Origin of the sequence: Pseudonocardia endophytica (assembly GCF_004339565.1) — a bacterium.
Taxonomy (GTDB): Bacteria; Actinomycetota; Actinomycetes; order Mycobacteriales; family Pseudonocardiaceae; genus Pseudonocardia; species Pseudonocardia endophytica.
Window position 1 is genome coordinate 1 of sequence record NZ_SMFZ01000002.1, and the last position, 19,980, is coordinate 19,980.

Sequence of the window (19,980 nt, forward strand, 5' to 3'; positions counted from 1 at the left end):
ACGCGACCGACGACGCCGCGGCCCTGCTGCGCGACGGCGAGGTGCGGACGGTGCGCGTCCGGATGAGCAACGACCGCGGTGACCTGCGATGGATGTCCAGGCGGGTCACGCCGTTCACCCGTGACCGCGACGGGCGGGTGGTCCAGTTGCTCGGCGTCGCGCGCGACGTCACGGACGTGGTCGAGGTCGAGCAGCGGCTGACCGACGCCGCGAACCGGGACCCGCTGACCGGGCTGCTGAACCGGCGGGCCCTGCTCGACCGGCTCGGCGTGGTCGTCGCGCGCGCCTCGGACACGGACGCGGCCCCGACCCCGGTGCTGTTCTGCGACCTGGACGGGTTCAAGGCCGTCAACGACTCGCTCGGACACGCCGCGGGCGACCAGCTGCTGACCACGGTGGCCCAGCGGATCGTGGCGTCGCTGCGCGAGGGCGACACCCCGGCCCGCGCGGGCGGCGACGAGTTCGTGCTGCTGCTCGAGCCCCGCATGAGCCGGCCCGCCGAGACGCGGGCCGACGTGCTGGGGCGCGCCCGGATCGTCGCCCGACGGATCCTGGAGGCGGTGTCACGACCGGTCGAGGTGCAGGGCACCCGGCTGGCCGTGACGATCTCGATCGGGATCGCGCTGGTGCGCCCCGGGATCGGCCCCGGCGAGGTGCTCCGGGACGCGGACGCGGCGATGTACCGGGCGAAGTCGACCGGCAAGAACCGCCTGCACGTGTTCGAGGTGGCTCCGGAGCGGAACCGGCCGGACCGAGCGTGACCGTCGCTCAGACGGTGACCGGGACCTCCGGGCGCTGGGCCGGGATGGACGGGACCGGTGCGGTCGCGACGACGTCGAACCGGACACCCGCCCCGTCCGGGCCGAGGTCGTCGATCCGCTCGGAGACCACGCCGTGCACCTTCCCGCCGGCGACGAGCGCGCGGAGCCGGTCGTGGACGTGGTCGGCCCTGTTCACCTGGCCGAAGTCGCCGCGGTAGTGGTAGGCGAGCAGCACGCCGCCCGCCTCCAGGTGGTCGATCAGCCGGTCCAGGCCGGTGCGCAGCGTCGTCGGCTCCCAGTAGTAGAGGACGTCCGAGCAGACGATCAGGTCGAACGTGCCGGCCGGCATCTCGGCGGGCAGCATCCGCGTCTCGAACGTGGCCGACGGCACCCGCGCCGCGGCCCGCGCCGTCGCGTCCGCGGAGATGTCGACACCGAGCAGCTCGCCGGTCACGCCGGCCAGCCGCTCGCTGAGGTGGCCCTCGCCGCAGCCGATCTCGAGCACCCGCCGGTACCGGCGACCGGCCAGCGTGTTCATGATCGACGTGTACTTCTGCTGTTCGTACGGGTTGGCGTCGATGCCGTACGGGTTCGCCGTGCGGTAGAGACGGTCGTGTGCGTGCCGGCCCCAGCCCGGCTGCCACAGCCAGGACACGCCCGCCCAGCGCGGGTCGGTGTCGTCGCGGCCGGCGCGGGCGATCGCACGGACCGGGGCGGCCGCGGCGCGTGTGCCCCGGCTGAGCGTCATCCGGACGGCATGGCGGGCGAGGTCGACCGGGGAGCGGCGGGGAGCGGGGTCGGACATGGAGTCTCCTGCTGATCGGGGGCAGTGCAACGGCACTTGCCCCGCTGTCGATCGCGAGACTATGTCACGTTAACGGCGTTGCCGACGTTTAGTCCGAATTGAGTACCCGTTCGGGCATCTGTCACTTCCCGCGCGCGGCCATCTCCTGCTTCGCGGAGACGACCTGGACCTGGTCACCGACCTGGAGGTAGTCGAACCATGCCTTCGCGTCGCCGTCGGCGAGGTGGATGCACCCGGCCGACGAGCGGTCCGGGCTGCCGCTGTGGAACGCGATGCCGCCGTCGGCGAAGAACGTCGACCACGGCATCGGTGCCGGCCGGCCGTCCGGCAGCCGGGACTCCTCGCTCTTGTGGTCGGCGTCCTTGCGGTAGACGCGCAGCGAGTGGCCGATCGGCGTCTCCTGACCGTTCCCGCCGGAGGAGATGGCGACCGGGCCCTGCTTGATCTTCCCGTCCTCGAACAGCCATGACCGCTGGGAGTCGAGGTCCACGCACGCCTTCGCGGTGACCGTGCACGGCGTGCCGGCCACGAGTGGCTGGCGCCTGGCCTCGTCGGCCGCCGGCGAGTCCGCCGCCGCCGATCCGGCGAACGCGACGCCTGCCACCGTGACCAGGCCGAGCACGCCCGCGACGACCCGTCGCGTGGTGCGCTTCGTCCGCTGCCTCGTGCCCATCGTCCGAGCTCCTCGCCGTGTCGCGCGTGTCCGGCAGAGCGGCCGGTCGCGTCCGTCCGTGGTCGCCTCTGCGACCGATCGGAGCAACCCTCAGCCGTTCGTCCGGGCGACAGTCTGCCTTCCGGTGCGACCCCACCCGGAACGGGGCCCCCGCGTGTCGGCGATCGTCGTGCCACCGGATCGGACGTTCGCGACTCCGTCGCACAGAACGACCACATGATCCACACAGGGAGCGGACAGCACCGCGCGCAACGGTGGGTGACATCACGGCGCACCGCACCACCGCGGCGGCCGCACGAGTCCGGAGGGACCCATGACAGCGTCACCGCAGCACTCCGTCACCGACCACACGGAGGCCCCCACCGGGGCGTACTCGCCCACTCCCGCGCCTGCGGCGGGCCGAACCCGCCGGACGTTCACGGCCAGGGTCACGGCCGCGATCGGCGCTGCCGCGCTCGTCGTCGGCGTCGCGCTGGGCATGGTCACCGGTGGGCTCGTCGGCGGTCCGGGCGGACCCGGCGGCGGACCGGACGGTCAGGGCGGCCCGCCCGGGACGTCGAGCCAGAACGGTACCGGTACCGGCACCGACTCGGGCACCGGCTCCGCGCCCCAGGGCACCGCGACGGACGGGACGGCCACCCAGGGCACGACCGGTACCTGACTCTGACCCACGCCGGAACGCGACGAGGGCGGCAGCCGAACGGCTGCCGCCCTCGTGGTCGTGCGTGGATCAGTGCGGCGTGACCTCGCCCATCTCGACGAAGGCGTCCTTGCCGTCCTCGCTCTGGAAGTTGATGAGCGGCTTCTCCGGCACCACGGAGCCCATGAAGTCGAAGAACTTCTGCGCGTGGTCGGTGTTGACGTGGTCCTCGCCGGCCTTGCTGTCCTTGAACACCTCGACGATCACGAACTCGTTCTTCTTCTCGAAGTTCTCGTGGTAGTCGAACGAGATGTTGCCGGGCTCGGAGTTCACGTTCTTCTTGTACTCGGAGATGCCGGACAGCCACTCGTCGCGCTTGTCCGGGCGGATCTGGGCCTTGAGGACGATGAGGATCAACCTGACCTCCGGTTCACGGTCGTCGGGAACGTCGCCGCGAGTCTTCCACGCGCGACGACGCCCCGGGTGTCTCGATCAGCGACGCTCCGGGGTCTCCGTATCCGCGGCGGGCGGTCGCAGCTCCCGGCCGCGGCCTACGCTGGCGCGATGCGACTCGGACTGCCCGAGTGGACGGTGCTCGCCGTGACGGGCGAACGTCCCGTGCACGGATTCGCCGTCGCCGCGCTGACCGCGCCCGACGGCGAGCTCGGACGCGTGTGGCAGGTCCCCCGGCCACTGGTCTACCGCGCGATCGGCCGGCTCGAGGAGGCCGAGCTCGTCACGGCCGACTCCGTGGAGGCAGCCGGTGGTCCGCCGCGGACGCTCTACGCGATCACCGATCTGGGCCGCAGGCAGGTCGGCGGGTGGTTGAACGCACCCGTTCCGCACATCCGGGACCTGCGCTCGGAGTTCCTGCTCAAGCTCGCGATCCACCATCGCCAGGGCTCCGACCCGGCCGACCTGATCGCGGCCCAGCGGCGCACGCTCGTCCCGATCGTCGACGCGCTGGCCGAGGAGCACGCGGGCGCCGACGCGTTCGACCGCGTGCTCATCGGGTGGCGGCGGGCGTCCGCACAGGCGGCGCTGGCATTCCTGGACGAGCTCTGAACACCGCAGATGCGGGTCCACCGGTGGAGCGGAACACTCGTGGCATGACGAAGACCTGGTTCATCACCGGTGCCTCGCGTGGCTTCGGCCGGGAGTGGTCGATCGCCGCGCTGGAGCGCGGTGACTCGGTCGCGGCGACGGCCCGGGACGCGGCGACGCTGGACGACCTGGTGGAGAAGTACGGGGAGCGGGTGCTCCCGGTCGAGCTGGACGTCACCGACCGGGACGGCGTGTTCGCCGCCGTCGCCCGCGCGCACGAGCGGTTCGGGCGCCTCGACGTGATCGTCAACAACGCGGGCTACGGGCAGTTCGGCCTCGTCGAGGAGATCAGCGAGACCGAGGCGCGCGACCAGATCGAGACGAACCTGTTCGGCGCGCTGTGGGTGACCCAGGCGGCGCTGCCGTTCCTGCGCGAGCAGCGTTCCGGCCACATCCTGCAGGTCTCGTCGATCGGCGGGATCAGCGCGTTCCCGCTGGTCGGGATGTACCACGCGTCGAAGTGGGCGCTGGAGGGGATCAGCCAGTCGCTGGCCCAGGAGGTCGCCGGGTTCGGGATCAGGGTCACGCTGATCGAGCCGGGCGGGTTCGCGACGGACTGGGCGGGCTCATCGGCGCGGCACGCGACCCCGCTCCCGGCCTACGACGAGTTCCGGGCCGAGGCGCAGCGGCAGCGTCAGCAGCGCGTGGGGACTCCCGGCGACCCGGCGGCCAGCGGCCGGGCCGTCCTCGCCGTCGTCGACGCCGAGAACCCGCCGCTGCGGATCTTCTTCGGCGACGGTCCGCTGGCCATCGCCACCCGCGACTACGAGTCCCGGCTCGACGAGTGGCGCCGCTGGGAGTCGGTCTCGGTGGACGCGGGCGGCAAGGGCTGACACGGTGCCCGACGGCCTGCACGACCCCGGGCCCGGCCTGCGCTGGGAGTCGGTGGCGGACATCCGGGCCAGCACGTGGGTCGAGGTCCCGATCGACGAGGGCCCGCTCCGCTGGCTGCGGGTGGTCGCCGTGAAGCCGCCGTCCTGGACGGGCGAGCGGCGGTGGGCGCTGTCCGTCGCCGACGGGCCGGAGGAGTGGTGGATCAAGGTCGCGCCGGGGCTGGTTTTCCGCACCTGCGACCGGGAGACGCCGCCCGGTTAGGTGGGGGACCGCCGACGCGGTTGCCGACGCCGGCCTCGGGTATTCGTGGACCCATGGACCGAACCTGGTTTCCCCGCCTGCTCGGCGTCGCCACGGCCGCGTACAGCGTCGCCATCATCGCCAAGCCGGAGCTGTTCCTGCGCCCCACGGGCCTGCTGGAGGACTCCGCGTCCCCGAGCGACGAGCAGAAGGTGATGACCCGCGCGATCGGCGGGCGAGACCTCGCGACCGGCGTGGCGATGGCCGTCGCACCGGCGGGCGACCCGCTACGCACGGCCGTCGCCGTGCGGGTGGGTGCCGACGTCGTCGACCTCGTCGCGCTCGGGTCCGGCCTGCCGGATCAGGAGAGCCGGGAGAAGGCGACGCTCGTCGCGGCCGGTTGGGGTGCGCTGTGTGCGCTGTCCCTGCTCGCTGCCGCCCCGAGGAAGAAGGGCCTCCTCCGCCGAAACTGACATGTAAATATTGACATGTACGTCGCGACCGGAGCATGCTTCTCGCACAGCCGAGGAGCGGGGGTCGTGATGGCGGTCGAGCAGCAGGTACGGATCGGGGACGACGAGCGGGAGCGGGCGGTCGGCCGCCTGAGCGAGCACGTCGGGTCCGGGCGCCTGGACCTGGCCGAGTTCGAGACCCGGAGCGCGGCCGCCTACGCGGCGCGGACCCGGGTCGATCTGGACGCGGTGTTCGCCGACCTGCCGGTCGGCCGACCCGCCCCGGCACCCAGCCGCGAGCGGGACCCGCGCGCCGTGCACCGGATCGTGATGACGTCGGTGTGGGGATCGTGGGTGGCCAGCAGCGTGATCTGCCTGGTCATCTGGGCGATGGTGGCCGTCGGGACGGGGTCGCTCGGCTACTTCTGGCCGATGTGGGTGATCGGCCCGTGGGGCGCGATGCTCGCGATCGGCACGGTGACCGGCGGCCGGGTGTGCGGATCGCGCCGGACGGTCTGATCCCCGCCGGGGCCCGGATCGGGCGATGATGACCCGATGGCCACGAACACCGGCGGAAACCCGCACCTGGAACGCGCCTACGCCCTGAACGGCCCGGACGACGTCCGCGAGCTCTACGACGAGTGGGCCACGACCTACGACGAGGAGCTCGGCGGCGAGGAGCAGGGCTACGTCGCGCCGGCCCGGGCGGCGGACGCCGTGGCCGCCGCGGCCGGTGTGGACGGCGAGATCCTGGACGCGGGCTGCGGCACCGGGCTGACCGGTGTCGAGCTCGTCCGTCGCGGCGCGACCGTCGTCGACGGGCTGGACCTGTCCGAGGGGATGCTGGAGCGGGCCAGGGCGACCGGGGCCTACCGCACCCTCGCCACGGCGGACCTGACGCAGCCGATCGACGCGCCCGACGGCCGGTACGACGTGGTCGTCTGCGTCGGCACGCTGACCCACGGCCACGTCGGGCCGGCCGTGCTCGGCGAGTTCGCGCGCGTCACGAAGCCCGGCGGCGTCGTCGTCGCCACGGTGCTCGACGACATCTGGGAGCCCGGTGGCTACCGGGCCGAGGTGGACCGCCTCGCGGCGGGCGACGTCGTCGAGGCCGTGTCCACCGACGTCACCCCGTACCGCGCGGGTCAGGGCGTGGACTGCCGGATGGTCGTGTTGCGCGTCCGCTGATCCGGCACCCCGCGCAGCGCACCCGCCGCGCGGCGGACCGCACCGGTCCCGAGGTCGACGGCTGCCGCGTGGACCGCGTCGAGCAGTTTCTCGGCGCGGGCGCCGGTCGTCGGTGTCGTCTGCTCGTTCCGCTGGCGCTTCTCTCGGTGTTGTCTGCTCGTTCCGCTAGCGCTTCTCTCGCCGATCCAGCAGCCGCTGCAACTTCCCGACCGAGCGCTCCAACGTGTCCGGATCGACGACGTCGCACACCACGCTGACACCGACGGTCTCCTTGATCGCGGTGACCAGCTCCCGGCCGGCCGCCTGCCTGCGGTCGGCCGGGGTGTCCGCGCGCGCCTCGACCCGGACGGTCAGCGCGTCCATCCGGCCCTCGGTGGTCAGCTCCAACTGGAAGTGCGGGGAGAAGCCCTGCGTGCGCAGGACGATCTCCTCGATCTGCGTCGGGAACAGGTTCACGCCGCGCAGGATGATCATGTCGTCGCTGCGGCCGGTGATCTTCTGGATCCGGCGCATCGACGGGCGTGCGGTGCCGGGCTGCAGCCGGGTCAGGTCCCGGGTGCGGTACCGGATGATCGGCAACGCCTCCTTCGTGAGGCTGGTGAAGCAGAGCTCGCCCTCCTCGCCGTCCGGTAGCACGGTGGCATCGACCGGGTCGATCACCTCGGGGTAGAAGTGGTCCTCCCAGACGTGCAGGCCGTCCTTCGTCTCGACGCACTCCTGCGCGACGCCGGGGCCCATCACCTCGGACAGGCCGTAGATGTCCACGGCGTGCATGTCCATCCGCTCCTCGATCTCGGAGCGCATCTGCTCGGTCCACGGCTCCGCGCCGAAGATCCCGACCCGCAGCGACGTCGACGTCGGCTCGATGCCCTGCCGCGCGAACTCGTCGAGGATCGTGAGCATGTAGCTCGGGGTCAGCATGATGACCTCGGGCTCGAAGTCCTGGATCAGCTGCACCTGGCGCGGGGTCATGCCGCCGGAGACCGGGATCGCCGTCGCGCCGAGCTTCTCGATGCCGTAGTGCGCGCCGAGCCCGCCGGTGAACAGGCCGTAGCCGTACGCGTTGTGCACCCGGTGGCCCGGACGGCCGCCCGCCGCGCGGATCGAGCGGGCGACGACCGTCGCCCACACGTCGATGTCGTGCTCGGTGTAGCCGACGACGGTGGGCTTGCCGGTCGTCCCTGACGACGCGTGCACCCGCCGGACCTGCTCGCGCGGCACGGCGAACAGGCCGAACGGGTAGTTGTCCCGCAGGTCGGCCTTCGTCGTCGTCGGGAACTTCGCGAGGTCCGCCAGCTCGCGGCAGTCGTCCGGATGGACGCCGTGCTCGTCGAAGCGCCGACGGTAGTGCGGCACGTTCTCGTAGGCGTGCCGCAGCGTCCACTGCAGACGCTCCAGCTGCAGCGCCCGCAGCTCGTCGACGGACATGCGCTCCGTCGGGTCGAGCAGGTCCTTGTCCGGCGCGTCCCCGAGCCGCTGGGTGACCGTCATGATTCCTTCTTCGCGACGAGGGTGAGGACGTCGTAGCGGGCGACGGACTGGCCGTCCTGGCGGGTGACGTCGGCGTCCCAGCGGACTTCGCCGTAGCCGGCGGATTCGCGGGGGGTGAGTTGTTTGCAGGTCAGGGTCACGGTGAGGGAGTCGCCGAACGTGACGGGGGTGAGGAAGCGCAGGTTGTCGACGCCGAAGTTGGCGAGCACGGGGCCGGGGTCGGGGTCGACGAACAGGCCCGCGGCCAGCGACACGATCAGGTAGCCGTGCGCGACGCGTTCGCCGAACAGCGGGTTCGCCGCGGCGGCCTCGGCGTCCATGTGCGCGTAGAACGTGTCGCCGGTGAACTTGGCGAAGTGTTCGACGTCTTGCTGGGACACCGTGCGGGGGCCTGCGACGAGGGTGTCGCCGGGTTTGAGTTCTTCGAGGTGCAGCCGGAACGGGTGCACGTCGGTCTCGCGGCGCTCGGCCCCCTGAACCCAGCGGCCGGTGACCGCGGCGATCGTGTCCGGGTCTCCTTGTAGGGCGGTGCGTTGCATGTGGTGCAGCACGCCGCGGATGCCGCCCATTTCCTCGCCGCCGCCGGCGCGGCCGGGTCCGCCGTGGACGAGTTGGGGCATCGGGGAGCCGTGGCCGGTGGACTCCTTCGCGTCCCGCTCGTTGAGGACGAGCAGGCGGCCGTGGAACGGTGCGGTGCCGAGCGCGATCTCGCGGGCGAACGCGGTGTCGGCGGTGACGATCGAGCCGGCCAGGCTGCCCTGCCCGCGGGCCGCGAAGTCGATCAGCTGGTCGGTGCCGTCGTAGGGCAGGATCGTGGAGACCGGGCCGAACGCCTCGACCTCGTGTGGTTCGGCGCGTTGCGGGTCCCCGAGCAGCAGCAGCGGGGACACGAACGCGCCCCGCTGGGCGTCGGCGCCGGTGACCTCGACGGTGTCCGGGTCGCCGAACACGATCCGGCCGGCGTCGCGCAGCGCTTTCACGCTGCGCCGGACCTCCTCGCGCTGGTCCAGGCTGGCCAGCGCGCCCATGGTCGTGCTCTCGGCGTCCGGTGCGCCGACGACGACCTTGGACAGGCGTTCGGAGGTGGCCGAGATGACGGCGTCGACGTGCTGGGAGGGCACGAATGCGCGGCGGATCGCGGTGCATTTCTGTCCGGCCTTGACTGTCATCTCGGTGACCAGGCCGGTGACGAACAGGTCGAACTCCGCCGTGCCGGGTGTGGCGTCCGGGCCGAGTGCGGAGAAGTTCAGTGAGTCGGCCTCGGCGGAGAACCGCACCGAGTTCCGGACGATCGCGGGGTGTGTGCGCAGGGTCTGTGCGGTCGACGCGGAGCCGGTGAAGCTGACCAGGTCCTGGCCGGTGAGGTGGTCGAACGCGTCGCCGAGGGAGCCGGCGACGAACTGCAGTGCGCCGTCGGGGAGCAGTCCGGAGTCGACGATCAGCTCGACCAGGGTCGCGGTCAGGAACGCGGTCGGGCTGGCCGGTTTGATCAGGGTCGGCACGCCGGCCAGGAACGCGGGGGCGAGTTTCTCCAGCGGCCCCCACACGGGGAAGTTGAACGCGTTGACCTGTACCGCGACGCCGCGGCGTGGGGTGCAGACGTGTTGGCCGAGGAACGTGCCGCCCTTGCCGAGGGGTTCGATGTCGCCGTCGACGTAGACGGTGTCGTTCGGCAGTTCCCGTTTCGCTTTGGACGCGTAGGCGAGCAGTACGCCGATTCCGCCGTCGACGTCGAACTTCGAGTCGCCGAGCGTGGCGCCGGTGCGCGCCGAGACGGTGTAGAGGTCCTTGCGGTGCTCGCGCAGGTGCCCGCCGAGCGCCTTGAGCAGCGCCGCCCGCTGGTGGAACGTCAACTCACGCAACGCAGGGCCACCGACCGCACGTCCATAGTCCAGGGCCGCACCGGCGTCCAGGCCGTCGGTGGACAGCCGGGCAACCTCCTCGCCGGTCACCGCGTCGTACACCGGCCGGCCCTCGCCGGTCCCGGTGTGCCAACCGCCCTGGACATGGCTACGGAGCAGGGGCATCCGCGACTCCTCCCTGAGTGAACCGACCGTTCGTTCGGGAGGAAAGCTAGCACCGGAACGGCGCGGCTACCAGTGCCCTACCCGACGTCGAACTCGCCGTCGCGCACACCGAGCACGAACGCGTCCCACTCGCCCTTCGTGAAGTACAGGACGGATCCGTCCGGACCGTCGGCGGCGTTGCGCATCGCGTGCCCGCCGTCCGGCAGCGGCGCGATCTCGACGGCGTCGCCCGCCTCGCCCGGGTCACCGCCGGGGCGTTCCCAGATCAGCTCCGACGGGTCCGGCCTGGTCTCGCCCGAGGTGTCCGCGCTGGTCATCCCGTGTCCTCCTCGTCCAGGCGCCGTCGCGCGGAGCGTACCAACGCGGTAGCTGACCGATCGTTCGGTCGAAGGCTACGATGCGCGGATGGCCGACACCGACCCCGCCGTCCTGGTCACCCGCGACGAGACCGACAAGGCCGTCGCCGTCCTCACGCTGAACCGTCCGGACCGCTACAACGCGATGACGGTCGAGCTGAAGGAGGCCCTGCTCCCGGCCGTCCGCGAGATCGCCGACGACGAGTCCGTGCGCGCCGTCGTGATCACCGGCGCCGGCAAGGCGTTCTGCGTCGGGCAGGATCTCGGCGAGCACGCGACGGCGCTGGAGAAGGACGCGACGAGCGCGTTCGACACGGTCGCCCAGCACTACAACCCGCTCGTGCTGGCGCTGACCGGCATGCCCAAGCCGGTGATCGCCGCCGTGAACGGGCCGTGCGTCGGGGCCGGGCTCGGTATCGCGCTGGCCGCCGACCTGCGGGTCGCCGCCGCCGGTCTGAAGTTCGCGACGGCGTTCACCGGCATCGGGCTGACCGCCGACACCGGGCTCTCCGCGAGCCTCGCGCACGCCGTCGGCGTGTCGCGGGCCACCGAGCTGCTCCTGCTCGGCGAGCCGTTCTCGGCCGAGGACGCGCAGGCGTGGGGTCTCGTGCGATCGGTGGTGCCGCGCGAGGAGGTCGTGGACGCCGCGCTGGAGCTGGCCCGCACCATGGCCTCCGGTCCGACGGCCGCGTACGCCGAGGTCAAGGCCGCCGTCCGGTTCGGCGCGGTGAACGAGCTGCCCGCCGTGCTGGAGAACGAGAGCGACGGGCAGAAGCGTCTCGCGCACACCCGTGACCACCAGAACGCCGTCGCGGACTTCCTGGCCAAGCGCACGCCGACGTTCGAGGGGCAGTGAGTGAGCGTGCGAACGGACGGACGGTGCGGCGCTCGTGAGTGAGTCCACCGCTCCGGCGCGTCGGGCCCGGCGTCCCAGCGGCGGCGCCGGGTCGCTGCTGGAGATCGCCGTCGGCGAGTTCAACACCCGCGGCTACGACGCGACGTCCATGGAGGACCTCTCGCGCGCCGCGGGGATCACGAAGTCGTCGTTCTACCACCACTTCTCCGGCAAGGAGGCGCTGCTGCGCGCCGCGCTGGAGCGGGCGGTCGACGGCCTGTTCGGCGTCCTCGACTCACCGTCCGCGACCACCGGGTCCCCGACCGAGCGCCTGCGTACGATCGTCCGTGACCAGGTCGCCGTCCTGATGGCCGAGCTGCCGTACGTCACGCTGCTGCTGCGCGTGCGCGGCAACACCGAGACCGAACGCTGGGCCCTGGAACGCCGCCGCGCGTTCGACGCCGCGATCGCCACCCTGGTCCGCGACGCCGTCGATGCGGGCGAGGTCCGTTCCGACGTCGACCCCGCCCTGGCCGCCCGCCTGCTCTCCGGCGTGGTCAACTCGATCGTCGAGTGGTACCGCCCAGGGCGTCCCGGCACGGCCACCCTCCCCGACGACGTCGCCGCCGCCGCGTTCACCGGCATCCTCCCGGCCCGCTGAGGTCGACCCGCTGAGATCGGCCCGCGGAAACGTTCCACTCGACCGACGGTTCAGATCGAGAGGAACGTTCGCGCGGTCGTCTGCGCGGAAACGTTCCACTCGATCCGCGCAGACCGTCGGCCGGTACGTTCGCGCGGTCACCAGGCGGACCGGTCCCGGCGGAACGCGAGCGCGTGGCGGACGCGGTCGGCGACGACGTCGGGCCGGCCGAGAACCTCGAAGTCCGGTGGACGCAGGACCGTCCAGCCCCTGGAGTCGACGTACGACTGGCGTTCGAGGTCGTAGCGCGCCTGCTCAGCCGTCCGATGGTGCTCGCCGTCGTACTCGATGGCCAGCATCGCCGCGGGATAGGCCAGGTCGAGGCGGTAGCGACCGAGCTCGAACTGCAGCTCGGGAGCGGGCAGTCCGCCGTCGAGAAGAGCCAGCCGGATCCGCGTCTCCATCGGGGACTCGGCGCGGACGTCGGCGAGCGCGATCAGACCGGGGAGCCGGTCGAGCCCACGCACGCCGGGGTGGCGAGTCGCGAGCCCGAGCACCTCGGCCGGGTCGACGCCACACTGACATCCGAGGGCGTCGAGCGCGATGACCGCCTCGATCCGCGGCTCGCGTCGAGCCAGGTCGAAGGCCGTCCGCAGCGGCGAGGTGGTGTCGACCGTCCGTCCGGGCAGCACCCGCCATCGTCCCCGACGGTCGCGGACGCGTATCGGGACGTCGTGCAGGATCTCGTCGTCGAGGACGGTGTCGCGGTGCGCGACCAGCCCGGCGCGGTCGCGACGCTTCCGGCCGTCCGTCGTGACGAGCTCGACCGGGGCACGCGCCGGCGCGCAGTCCGCCCCCAGGATCTCGGACGCGGCGTACCCCGCGAGTGCTCCGTGCCCGCGGACGGCGAGGAACCCGGCCTCGCAGCGCGTCGTGAACGTGTCCGGTGCGTCGGCGGCGACGTGGATGCCGCGGAACGGCGAGCGGTACCGGGGTCCGCGCAGCTCGGCCGGGGTGACCGCGCCCGCCGCGATCGCCTCGGCTCCGACGAAGGGTCGTCCTGTCGTGGTCATGGCCCTTGGACGGGACGGGCGTGCCGACCGGTTCCACTTGATCATGCTCCGGAACGGGGAGCCGCGGTCCAGCAACGCGAACGTTCCTCCCGACGGCGCCGCGGAATCGAGTGGAACGTTTCCGCGGGGGCAACCGCCCGAACGTTCCTCCCGACGGCGTGCCGGGATCGGGAGGAACGTTTCCGGGGGACGGAGCGCGCGAACGTACCTCTCGATCGCGGACCCGGGTCGGGAGGAACGATTCCGCGGGGTCGAGCGGCCTCGAGCGGTCCGGCCTTGCGTACGGACGCCGACTCGGCCATGCTGGTAGCCGAACGAACATTCGGTACGAGGAGGTGTCCGGTGCCCGACGACGCGGAGCTCCTGGCGGGGTTCGAGGCGACGATCGCCGCCGACCAGCGGATCGAGCCGAGGGACTGGATGCCGGAGGCGTATCGGAAGTCGCTGGTCCGGCAGATCGCCCAGCACGCGCATTCCGAGATCATCGGTATGCAGCCGGAGGGCAACTGGCTGCTGCGGGCGCCGTCGTTGCGCCGTAAGGCGATCCTGCTCGCCAAGGTGCAGGACGAGGCCGGGCACGGGATGTACCTGTACGCGGCCGCCGAGACGCTCGGCGTGGACCGCGAGGAGCTGACCGAGAAGCTGATCTCCTCGAAGCAGAAGTACTCGTCGATCTTTAACTACCCGACGCTGTCCTGGGCGGACATCGGCGTGATCGGCTGGTTGGTCGACGGCGCCGCGATCTGCAACCAGGTGCCGTTGTGTCGGTGCAGCTACGGGCCGTACGCCCGGGCGATGATCCGTGTTTGCAAGGAGGAGTCGTTCCACCAGCGGCAGGGCTTCGAGCTGCTGCTCGCGCTGGTGGGCGGCACCGACGCGCAGCGCGAGATGGTGCAGGAGGCGACGAACCGCTGGTGGTGGCCGTCGCTGATGATGTTCGGTCCCGGTGACGCGGACTCGCCGAACACGCAGCAGTCGATGGCGTGGGGCATCAAGCGGCACACGAACGACGAGCTGCGCCAGCGCTTCGTCGACATGACCGTGCCGCAGGCCGCGGCGCTCGGTGTCACGTTGCCGGACCCGCAGCTGCGCTGGAACGACGAGCGAGGCGTGCACGACTTCGGTGAGCCGGACTGGGACGAGTTCGCGGCCGTGATCTCGGGCTCCGGTCCGGCGAACGCGCAGCGGCTGGCGCACCGCCGTCGGGCGCACGAGGACGGTGCCTGGGTGCGTGAGGCGGCGCAGGCGTACGCGGACAAGCAGGCGGCGCGGGCCGCGAAGGGAGCGGTGGCATGAGCGTGTCGGCCGGGGGTTCGTATGTCGCGGAGGGCGGGCACGGCGCCGTCCCGCAGACCGGCGTCGAGTCCGGTGTGGACGAGAAGTCGACGCGGAAACCGTGGCCGCTGTGGGAGGTCTTCGTGCGCGGCAAGCGCGGGCTGAACCACGTCCACGTCGGATCGCTGCACGCGGCGGACGCGGAGATGGCGCTGCACAACGCGCGCGACGTCTACACGCGACGCAACGAGGGCGTGTCGATCTGGGTGGTCAGGGCCGACGACGTGACGGCGTCCAGCCCGGCGGAGAAGGACCCGTTCTTCTCGCCCGCCGCGGACAAGGTCTACCGGCACCCGACGTTCTACTCGATCCCGGAGGAGGTCCCGCACCTGTGACGGGCACCGACACGGACGAGAACGCCTACCAGGCCCTGTCCGAGACGACCGCGCACGACGACCCGCGCTGGGCGTTCGGCACCGGCATGGACGACGAGCTGGCGGCCGAGATCACGGCCGCGGTGCCGGACGGCGCCGACCCGGCCGACCTCGCGCTCTACTGCCTGATGCTCGGCGACGACGCGCTGGTGATCAGCCACCGGCTCTCCGAGTGGGTGTCCAACGCGCCGGAGCTGGAGGAGGAGGTCGCGCTCGCGAACACCGCGCTCGACCTGCTCGGGCAGGCGCGGATCCTGCTGTCCCGCGGCGGGCACGTCGAAGGCTTGAGCTCGACGGCCGCCTCCGCGGGCCCCGACGGACGTGGCCGCGACGAGGACGCGCTGGCGTACTTCCGCACGGAGACCGACTTCCGCAACGTCGCGATCGCCGAGCTCTCCGACGACCGCGACTTCGGCCAGGCGATCGCCCGACTGCTCGTGTTCTCGACCTGGCGTCTCGCGCTGCTGTACCGCCTGCAGACCTCGGCCGACCCGGTGATCGCCGCCGTCGCCGTCAAGGGCGTGCGCGAGCTGGCTTACCACCGCGACTACGCCGCGCGCTGGACGCTGCGCCTCGGCGACGGCACCGACGAGTCGCACCGGCGCATGCAGGCCGGGCTGGACGCCGTGTGGCCCTACGTCGACGAGCTGTTCCGCACGTCCGATGTGGAGCGACGCCTCGTCGGGGCGGACGTGGCCGTCGACCCGGCGGAGCTGCGCGAGGAGGTCGACGCCGTGCTGGACGAGGTGATCGGCCGGGCCACGCTGACCCGCCCGCAGCGTGCCGCCGCCGGCACGATCGGCGGCCGCGGCGGACGCCATGGCGTGCACACCGAGCAGCTCGGCAACGTGCTCGCGACGATGCAGGCGCTGGCCCGCGCCCACCCGGGGGCGTCGTGGTGACCGCCGTGTGGAGCGATGTCGCGCCGGTGCACGAGCCGGAGACCGGCCGCAGCATGCCGGGTCCGGCTGCGCCGCACGAGGACTCCGGTAGCGCGTGGGACGTCGTCGCGCGCGTGACCGATCCCGAGATGCCGATGCTGACGCTCGCCGACCTCGGCGTCGTCCGGTCCGTGACCACCGACGGCGACGCCGTGACCGTGACCCTCACGCCGACCTACTCCGGCTGCCCGGCCGTCGAGGCGATGCGCGAGGACCTGGACGCTCGGCTGCGCGCCGCAGGCTGGGGCCCGGTGGACGTGCGCGTCGTGTTCAGTCCACCGTGGACGTCCGACCTGATCACCGACCAGGGCCGTCGCAAGCTGGCCGAGGCCGGCGTCGCGCCCCCGCACCATCTGGGACCGCGCCCCACGGGCCCGGTGCCGCTGACGCTGGAGGCTCCCCGTGAGTCGGTGCGCTGCCCGCACTGCGGAGCGGCCGCGACCGAGGAGATCTCGCGCTTCGGTCCGACCGCCTGCACGGCCCTGCGCCGCTGCCGGAGCTGCCGGGAACCGTTCGAGCACATGAAGGAGATCTGATCGTGAGCGACCGGCGTCGTGCCGCGGCGTGGCAGGCCCGCGGGAACCAGGCTCACGGGAGGACCACCCGTCTGTCGCTCTCCGACGAGATCGATGCGCTGCTCGCGGACCCCGGGTTCCTGCCGGACGCCCCGGCGGAACTGCCGGAGGGCTTCCACCGGCTCGCTGTCGCGTCCGTCGAACGGCTCTGCGACGACGCCGTCGCCGTCACGTTCGACGTGCCGGCCGAGCTCGAGGAGCACTACGCGTTCCGCCCCGGCCAGTACCTCACGTTGCGCCGCACCGACGACCTCGGTGAGCACCGCCGCTCCTACTCGATCTGCGCACCCGCCGGTGAGCGGCCGCGGGTCGGCGTGCGCAAGGTCGACACCGGCATGTTCTCCGAGTGGCTGGTGGATCGACTCGAGGTCGGCGACGAGGTCGAGGTCGGGCCGCCGTCCGGCTCGTTCACACCGGATCTGGAGGCCGGCACGCACCACGGGCTCGTCGCGGCCGGCTCCGGGATCACGCCGGTGCTCTCGATCGCCGCGTCCGTGCTCGCCGCGCACCCCGACACCCGCGTCACGCTGCTCTACGGCAACCGCCGCACGGACACGGTGATGTTCACCGAGGAGCTCGCCGACCTGAAGAACACCTACGGCGCGCGGCTGCACCTCATCCACGTGCTGTCCCGCGAGCCCACCGAGGCCGAGATCGTCAACGGCCGCCTGGACGCGGATCGCCTGCGCACGTTGCTGTCCGCGCTCGTGGACACCGACGACGTCGACCACTGGTGGCTCTGCGGCCCGCTCGGGATGACCGAGGACGCCCGCACCGTGCTGTCCGAGCGCGGCGTGGAGAAGAAGCGGATCCACCGCGAGCTGTTCTATGTGGACGAACCGCCGCCCGAGGTGCACCGCGCCGAGGACGACGTCGTCGACGACGGTGAGGGCAGCGACGTGACGGTCGTCCTCAACGGACGGTCGACCCAGCTCGTCCTGCCGCGCAACGAACCGGTGCTCGACGCCGCGCAGAAGGTCCGCGCCGACCTGCCGTTCGCCTGCAAGGGCGGCGTGTGCGGTACGTGCCGGGCGCTCGTGACGTCCGGCGAGGTGACGATGCGGCGCAACTTCGCCCTCGAGGACGACGAGGTCGACGCCGGCTTCGTCCTGACCTGCCAGGCGCTCCCCTTGTCCGACAAGGTGACCGTCGACTACGACGCCTGATCCCCCGGGGCGCCCTTCGCGTCGGGTGCCCCGAGGTGGCGGTAGCCGGGGTGCACCCCCGGAGTGAGGCCGTGCGCGTCCGCGAGCTTGCCGAGCAGCTCGCGCAGACGCGCGCGCTCGTCGTCGTCCAGCGGGGCGAGGACCGCGTCGTCGTGCTCGCGGGCGACGTCGCGGATCTCGCCCATCAGCTTCTCGCCCGCCGGTCCGAGGTGGACGGCGTGCAGCCGCCGGTCGCCGGGGTTCCGGCGCCGCTCCAGCAGCCCGCGCTCCTCCAGGCCGTCGACGAGCGCGACCAGACGCGTCGGTGGCGTCCCCAGCTGCTGCGCCAGCGCCTGCTGGCTGCGCCCCGGCTCGGACGCGACGACCCGCAGCAACCCCGTCTGCGGCGGCGTCAGGTCCAGCCGCGCGATGCGTTCGGCGAACGCGGACGCGGCGTGCGTGCCCAGCTGGGTCAGCAGGAACGCGGAGCCGGCGGGTGGGACGCGCGGAGGCTCTGACGTGCTCACGGTCGTCGACCATACCGCTTGACACATCGTCTGTCTCGCGTAACTCTTACAAACTGTAATGATTATCCGAGAGAACGAGGTGTCGTCATGTCCGTTGCCCTCGAGCCGCCGACCGTCCGGGTGCAGGGCGGTCCGCCGCTCTGGGCCCCGATCGCGGCGTACGTCCTGCTGGCCGTCGCCGGTGCCGTCCTCTACCCGGGGGCGGGGCCGGGGTCGAGTCCGGCCACCGCACTCGCCGTCCTGCGGGACGCCCCGGTGCGGGCCGACGTCGCCGCCGCCCTGCTCGTGATGTCCGCGGCGCCGCTGGCCGTGTTCGCCGCCGCTGCGGCACAACGGCTGTGGGCGCTCGGCGCCCGCGTCGCCGGACCGGTGATCGGCCTGGTGGGCGGGCTGCTCGCCCCGTCGGCGCTGGTCCTGAGTGGACTGGCCGCCTGGACGGCCGCGACGGCCGCCCAGTGGGGCGACGGCGCCGTCGTGCTGACGGCGAGCACGCTGTCGTTCGCGGCGGGCGGCGTGGGGTTCGCGCTCGGGTCGGCGCTGCTGCTGGCCGGGCTCGCCGTCCCGGCGGGACTGATGCGGCTGCTGCCGCGACCGCTCGCGGTGGCCGGCGTCGTCGTGGCCGTGCTCGCGGCGCTGGCACCGCTCTCGCTGATCACGTCCGCGCTGTACGCCCTGCTCCCGATCGCGCGCTTCGGGGGCATGCTGTGGTTCGTGGCGGCGGCCGTGCTCCTGCCGCGGGTCGTGCCGGCCAGGGCGGCGTGATCGGTGCAACCGGTCCGGCCACTCCGGGGTTCTGCCCGGCATGAGCATCACGGTGCACGAGACGACGTTCGGCCCTCTGACCCTGTCGGCATCGGACGCCGGCCTCACCCGGGTCCGGTTCGGATCGGCGGAGGTCGGGGACGGTGCGGGGAACCCGATCCTGGACCAGGCCCGCCGGGAGATCGACGAGTACCTGGCGGGCGAGCGGGAGCGGTTCACCGTGCCGGTGGACCTGGACCGCGTGCAGGGCGAGCACCGCACGATCCTGGACGCCCTGTCCGACGTGCCGTTCGGCGAGACGACGACGTACGGGGCGCTGGCCGCCCGCCTCGGTCTCGACAGGGACGGGGCGCGCAGGGTCGGTGGGGCGATGGCCCGCAACCCGGTGCTGATCGTGGTGCCGTGCCACCGCGTGCTGGGGGTGGACGGGAGGCTCGTCGGCTACGCGGGCGGCACGCTCGTCAAGCGAGCGCTGCTGGACCTGGAGGCGCGCGACCGCGCCGGTCAGGCCGTGCTCTGCTGAGAGCCGGGCTCCGGGGCCGGCGCGACGTCGTCGAACTGCTCGATCGCCCAGTGCGCCCACTCGACCTGCATCCGGTAGTAGCGCAGGCCGAACTCGGCGGCGAGCTGGCCGAAGCCGAGCGGGGACTCGTCCCGGCCCCGGATCCCGGACAGGACGCCGACCTTCTCCTGCCCCTCGGCGGCGAACCGCTCCAGCGCGGTGCGCGCGTCGTCGGGCGGGAGGGCGGGGATCAGGAACATCCGCAGCACGTCCTCGTTGCGGACGCCCGGCGAGTCGGACTCGGACAGCAGCCAGCGCTGCAGCTCGGCCCTGCCGTCGTCGGTCAGGCCGTAGGTGCGGCGGTTGCGCGCGCCACTGCCGACGACCGTGAGCAGGCCCTCGTCGGCCAGCTTGTTCAGCTCCGGGTAGATCTGGCTGTGCCGCGCGTGCCACGCGTGCTGCTGCAGGCTGGCCTCGAACGTGCGGGTCAGCTCGTAGCCGCTCGCCGGGTGGTCGGCCAGCAGACCGAGCAGGGCGTGGCGCAGTGACATCGCTCAACAGTAGCAACCGACAGGTCGGGAACGACATGTCGCGGATCGACCGCGCCTGTCGGGTCGTCCCCATGTGGTGGCCGTTCGGGCGCCGAGGACGGGTCCGAACGGCCGCTGCCGGCTACGTCCGGAAGGCGTCAAGTCGGCAC

Annotated in this window: 26 protein-coding genes; 17 read left to right on the forward strand and 9 right to left on the reverse strand. The window is 72.4% G+C overall.

Going from position 1 to position 19,980, the window contains the following annotated elements; all coding sequences use genetic code 11:
• Positions 1–761, forward strand: a 761-nt coding sequence (locus tag EV378_RS18715; protein WP_132428120.1) for a GGDEF domain-containing protein, incomplete at its 5' end; no start/stop codon positions are given.
• 7 nt (positions 762–768) lie between these two features.
• Here the strand turns inward: EV378_RS18715 and EV378_RS18720 are convergent.
• Together EV378_RS18720 and EV378_RS18725 are read right to left on the reverse strand one after the other, a co-directional pair.
• Positions 769–1,566 (reverse strand): class I SAM-dependent DNA methyltransferase, encoded by a 798-nt coding sequence (locus EV378_RS18720; protein WP_132428122.1) that lies wholly within the window; start codon positions 1,564–1,566, stop codon positions 769–771.
• A 121-nt stretch (positions 1,567–1,687) separates the two neighbouring features.
• Positions 1,688–2,239, reverse strand: a complete 552-nt coding sequence (locus tag EV378_RS18725; protein ID WP_132428124.1) for a L,D-transpeptidase — start codon at positions 2,237–2,239, stop codon at positions 1,688–1,690.
• A 313-nt stretch (positions 2,240–2,552) separates the two neighbouring features.
• Between EV378_RS18725 and EV378_RS18730 the strand changes: the two genes are divergently transcribed.
• Positions 2,553–2,900 carry a hypothetical protein gene (locus EV378_RS18730; RefSeq protein WP_132428126.1) on the forward strand — a complete coding sequence of 116 codons (348 nt, stop codon included), beginning with the start codon at positions 2,553–2,555 and terminating at the stop codon, positions 2,898–2,900.
• 69 nt (positions 2,901–2,969) lie between these two features.
• On the opposite strand, the gene EV378_RS18735 is transcribed toward EV378_RS18730, so the two are convergent.
• Positions 2,970–3,296, reverse strand: a complete 327-nt coding sequence (locus EV378_RS18735) for a putative quinol monooxygenase (RefSeq protein WP_132428128.1) — start codon at positions 3,294–3,296, stop codon at positions 2,970–2,972.
• A gap of 147 nt (positions 3,297–3,443) precedes the next feature.
• Between EV378_RS18735 and EV378_RS18740 the strand changes: the two genes are divergently transcribed.
• The 6 genes from EV378_RS18740 (at position 3,444) to EV378_RS18765 (ending at position 6,697) form a co-directional block, all read left to right on the forward strand.
• Complete coding sequence (locus EV378_RS18740) at positions 3,444–3,944, forward strand: PadR family transcriptional regulator (RefSeq protein WP_132428130.1); 501 nt, start codon at positions 3,444–3,446, stop codon at positions 3,942–3,944.
• A gap of 44 nt (positions 3,945–3,988) precedes the next feature.
• A complete protein-coding gene (locus EV378_RS18745; RefSeq protein WP_132428132.1) occupies positions 3,989–4,816 on the forward strand; it encodes an SDR family oxidoreductase in 828 nt (275 codons plus the stop codon).
• Positions 4,817–4,820: 4 nt separating this feature from the next.
• Positions 4,821–5,078, forward strand: coding sequence for a hypothetical protein (locus tag EV378_RS18750; protein ID WP_132428134.1), 258 nt, complete (start codon positions 4,821–4,823; stop codon positions 5,076–5,078).
• A gap of 53 nt (positions 5,079–5,131) precedes the next feature.
• On the forward strand, positions 5,132–5,530 hold the full coding sequence (locus EV378_RS18755) for a hypothetical protein (RefSeq protein ID WP_132428136.1): 399 nt from the start codon (positions 5,132–5,134) through the stop codon (positions 5,528–5,530).
• Between the two features lie 69 nt (positions 5,531–5,599).
• Positions 5,600–6,028, forward strand: coding sequence for a DUF1707 SHOCT-like domain-containing protein (locus EV378_RS18760; protein WP_132428138.1), 429 nt, complete (start codon positions 5,600–5,602; stop codon positions 6,026–6,028).
• Between the two features lie 36 nt (positions 6,029–6,064).
• Positions 6,065–6,697: a class I SAM-dependent DNA methyltransferase gene (locus tag EV378_RS18765; protein ID WP_132428140.1), complete on the forward strand. Its 633-nt coding sequence runs from the start codon at positions 6,065–6,067 to the stop codon at positions 6,695–6,697.
• A gap of 165 nt (positions 6,698–6,862) precedes the next feature.
• On the opposite strand, the gene paaK is transcribed toward EV378_RS18765, so the two are convergent.
• The 3 genes from paaK to EV378_RS18780 all read right to left on the reverse strand — a co-directional run bounded on the left by paaK (position 6,863) and on the right by EV378_RS18780 (position 10,532).
• Positions 6,863–8,188 carry a phenylacetate--CoA ligase PaaK gene (gene paaK / locus EV378_RS18770; protein WP_132428142.1) on the reverse strand — a complete coding sequence of 442 codons (1,326 nt, stop codon included), beginning with the start codon at positions 8,186–8,188 and terminating at the stop codon, positions 6,863–6,865.
• On the reverse strand, positions 8,185–10,215 hold the full coding sequence (gene paaZ, locus EV378_RS18775; RefSeq protein WP_132428144.1) for a phenylacetic acid degradation bifunctional protein PaaZ: 2,031 nt from the start codon (positions 10,213–10,215) through the stop codon (positions 8,185–8,187). Before paaZ ends, paaK begins: the two co-directional genes overlap by 4 nt.
• Before the next feature lie 77 nt (positions 10,216–10,292).
• Positions 10,293–10,532: a DUF397 domain-containing protein gene (locus tag EV378_RS18780; RefSeq protein ID WP_132428146.1), complete on the reverse strand. Its 240-nt coding sequence runs from the start codon at positions 10,530–10,532 to the stop codon at positions 10,293–10,295.
• An 88-nt stretch (positions 10,533–10,620) separates the two neighbouring features.
• On the opposite strand from EV378_RS18780, the gene EV378_RS18785 reads away from it, so the two are divergent.
• Together EV378_RS18785 and EV378_RS18790 are read left to right on the forward strand one after the other, a co-directional pair.
• Positions 10,621–11,427: an enoyl-CoA hydratase/isomerase family protein gene (locus EV378_RS18785; protein ID WP_132428148.1), complete on the forward strand. Its 807-nt coding sequence runs from the start codon at positions 10,621–10,623 to the stop codon at positions 11,425–11,427.
• 34 nt (positions 11,428–11,461) lie between these two features.
• Positions 11,462–12,067 carry a TetR/AcrR family transcriptional regulator gene (locus EV378_RS18790; RefSeq protein WP_132428150.1) on the forward strand — a complete coding sequence of 202 codons (606 nt, stop codon included), beginning with the start codon at positions 11,462–11,464 and terminating at the stop codon, positions 12,065–12,067.
• Positions 12,068–12,204: 137 nt separating this feature from the next.
• On the opposite strand, the gene EV378_RS18795 is transcribed toward EV378_RS18790, so the two are convergent.
• Positions 12,205–13,119: a DUF559 domain-containing protein gene (locus EV378_RS18795; RefSeq protein WP_165922393.1), complete on the reverse strand. Its 915-nt coding sequence runs from the start codon at positions 13,117–13,119 to the stop codon at positions 12,205–12,207.
• A 300-nt stretch (positions 13,120–13,419) separates the two neighbouring features.
• Here EV378_RS18795 and paaA point away from each other — a divergent pair, with 300 nt between their 5' ends.
• The 5 genes from paaA (at position 13,420) to paaE (ending at position 17,510) form a co-directional block, all read left to right on the forward strand.
• Entirely contained in the window at positions 13,420–14,415 is a 996-nt protein-coding gene (gene paaA, locus EV378_RS18800; RefSeq protein WP_132428154.1) for a 1,2-phenylacetyl-CoA epoxidase subunit PaaA, read from the forward strand.
• On the forward strand, positions 14,412–14,789 hold the full coding sequence (gene paaB, locus EV378_RS18805; RefSeq protein WP_132428156.1) for a 1,2-phenylacetyl-CoA epoxidase subunit PaaB: 378 nt from the start codon (positions 14,412–14,414) through the stop codon (positions 14,787–14,789). The genes paaA and paaB overlap by 4 nt, the downstream gene beginning before the upstream one ends.
• Positions 14,786–15,730, forward strand: coding sequence for a 1,2-phenylacetyl-CoA epoxidase subunit PaaC (gene paaC / locus EV378_RS18810; RefSeq protein ID WP_243653641.1), 945 nt, complete (start codon positions 14,786–14,788; stop codon positions 15,728–15,730). Before paaB ends, paaC begins: the two co-directional genes overlap by 4 nt.
• A 53-nt stretch (positions 15,731–15,783) precedes the next feature.
• A complete protein-coding gene (paaD, locus tag EV378_RS18815) occupies positions 15,784–16,305 on the forward strand; it encodes a 1,2-phenylacetyl-CoA epoxidase subunit PaaD (RefSeq protein WP_132432370.1) in 522 nt (173 codons plus the stop codon).
• A gap of 119 nt (positions 16,306–16,424) precedes the next feature.
• Positions 16,425–17,510: a 1,2-phenylacetyl-CoA epoxidase subunit PaaE gene (gene paaE / locus EV378_RS18820; RefSeq protein WP_424511268.1), complete on the forward strand. Its 1,086-nt coding sequence runs from the start codon at positions 16,425–16,427 to the stop codon at positions 17,508–17,510.
• Here paaE and EV378_RS18825 read toward each other — a convergent pair.
• Positions 17,498–18,016, reverse strand: coding sequence for a MarR family winged helix-turn-helix transcriptional regulator (locus tag EV378_RS18825; protein ID WP_243653642.1), 519 nt, complete (start codon positions 18,014–18,016; stop codon positions 17,498–17,500). The genes paaE and EV378_RS18825 overlap by 13 nt on opposite strands.
• 87 nt (positions 18,017–18,103) lie before the next feature.
• Here EV378_RS18825 and EV378_RS18830 point away from each other — a divergent pair, with 87 nt between their 5' ends.
• Entirely contained in the window at positions 18,104–18,778 is a 675-nt protein-coding gene (locus EV378_RS18830) for a DUF4386 domain-containing protein (protein ID WP_132428163.1), read from the forward strand.
• A gap of 40 nt (positions 18,779–18,818) precedes the next feature.
• Positions 18,819–19,301 carry a methylated-DNA--[protein]-cysteine S-methyltransferase gene (locus tag EV378_RS18835; RefSeq protein WP_132428165.1) on the forward strand — a complete coding sequence of 161 codons (483 nt, stop codon included), beginning with the start codon at positions 18,819–18,821 and terminating at the stop codon, positions 19,299–19,301.
• Here the strand turns inward: EV378_RS18835 and EV378_RS18840 are convergent.
• Entirely contained in the window at positions 19,283–19,831 is a 549-nt protein-coding gene (locus EV378_RS18840; RefSeq protein WP_132428167.1) for a PadR family transcriptional regulator, read from the reverse strand. The two genes, EV378_RS18835 and EV378_RS18840, sit on opposite strands and share 19 nt — an antisense overlap.
• Positions 19,832–19,980 lie beyond the last annotated feature (149 nt).

What these genes read in the sequence shown, in the direction of transcription:
- paaZ (WP_132428144.1), bottom strand. Translation starts at nt 10,215, where the DNA reads ATGCCCCTGCTCCGTAGCCATGTCCAGGGCGGTTGGCACACCGGGACC.
- EV378_RS18740 (WP_132428130.1), top strand. Translation starts at nt 3,444, where the DNA reads ATGCGACTCGGACTGCCCGAGTGGACGGTGCTCGCCGTGACGGGCGAA.
- EV378_RS18840 (WP_132428167.1), bottom strand. Translation starts at nt 19,831, where the DNA reads ATGTCACTGCGCCACGCCCTGCTCGGTCTGCTGGCCGACCACCCGGCG.
- EV378_RS18755 (WP_132428136.1), top strand. Translation starts at nt 5,132, where the DNA reads ATGGACCGAACCTGGTTTCCCCGCCTGCTCGGCGTCGCCACGGCCGCG.
- EV378_RS18830 (WP_132428163.1), top strand. Translation starts at nt 18,104, where the DNA reads ATGTCCGTTGCCCTCGAGCCGCCGACCGTCCGGGTGCAGGGCGGTCCG.
- paaB (WP_132428156.1), top strand. Translation starts at nt 14,412, where the DNA reads ATGAGCGTGTCGGCCGGGGGTTCGTATGTCGCGGAGGGCGGGCACGGC.
- EV378_RS18730 (WP_132428126.1), top strand. Translation starts at nt 2,553, where the DNA reads ATGACAGCGTCACCGCAGCACTCCGTCACCGACCACACGGAGGCCCCC.
- EV378_RS18795 (WP_165922393.1), bottom strand. Translation starts at nt 13,119, where the DNA reads ATGACCACGACAGGACGACCCTTCGTCGGAGCCGAGGCGATCGCGGCG.
- EV378_RS18835 (WP_132428165.1), top strand. Translation starts at nt 18,819, where the DNA reads ATGAGCATCACGGTGCACGAGACGACGTTCGGCCCTCTGACCCTGTCG.
- EV378_RS18765 (WP_132428140.1), top strand. Translation starts at nt 6,065, where the DNA reads ATGGCCACGAACACCGGCGGAAACCCGCACCTGGAACGCGCCTACGCC.
- paaA (WP_132428154.1), top strand. Translation starts at nt 13,420, where the DNA reads ATGCTGGTAGCCGAACGAACATTCGGTACGAGGAGGTGTCCGGTGCCC.
- EV378_RS18780 (WP_132428146.1), bottom strand. Translation starts at nt 10,532, where the DNA reads ATGACCAGCGCGGACACCTCGGGCGAGACCAGGCCGGACCCGTCGGAG.
- paaD (WP_132432370.1), top strand. Translation starts at nt 15,784, where the DNA reads ATGCCGGGTCCGGCTGCGCCGCACGAGGACTCCGGTAGCGCGTGGGAC.
- EV378_RS18760 (WP_132428138.1), top strand. Translation starts at nt 5,600, where the DNA reads ATGGCGGTCGAGCAGCAGGTACGGATCGGGGACGACGAGCGGGAGCGG.
- EV378_RS18720 (WP_132428122.1), bottom strand. Translation starts at nt 1,566, where the DNA reads ATGTCCGACCCCGCTCCCCGCCGCTCCCCGGTCGACCTCGCCCGCCAT.
- EV378_RS18725 (WP_132428124.1), bottom strand. Translation starts at nt 2,239, where the DNA reads ATGGGCACGAGGCAGCGGACGAAGCGCACCACGCGACGGGTCGTCGCG.
- paaK (WP_132428142.1), bottom strand. Translation starts at nt 8,188, where the DNA reads ATGACGGTCACCCAGCGGCTCGGGGACGCGCCGGACAAGGACCTGCTC.
- EV378_RS18785 (WP_132428148.1), top strand. Translation starts at nt 10,621, where the DNA reads ATGGCCGACACCGACCCCGCCGTCCTGGTCACCCGCGACGAGACCGAC.
- EV378_RS18745 (WP_132428132.1), top strand. Translation starts at nt 3,989, where the DNA reads ATGACGAAGACCTGGTTCATCACCGGTGCCTCGCGTGGCTTCGGCCGG.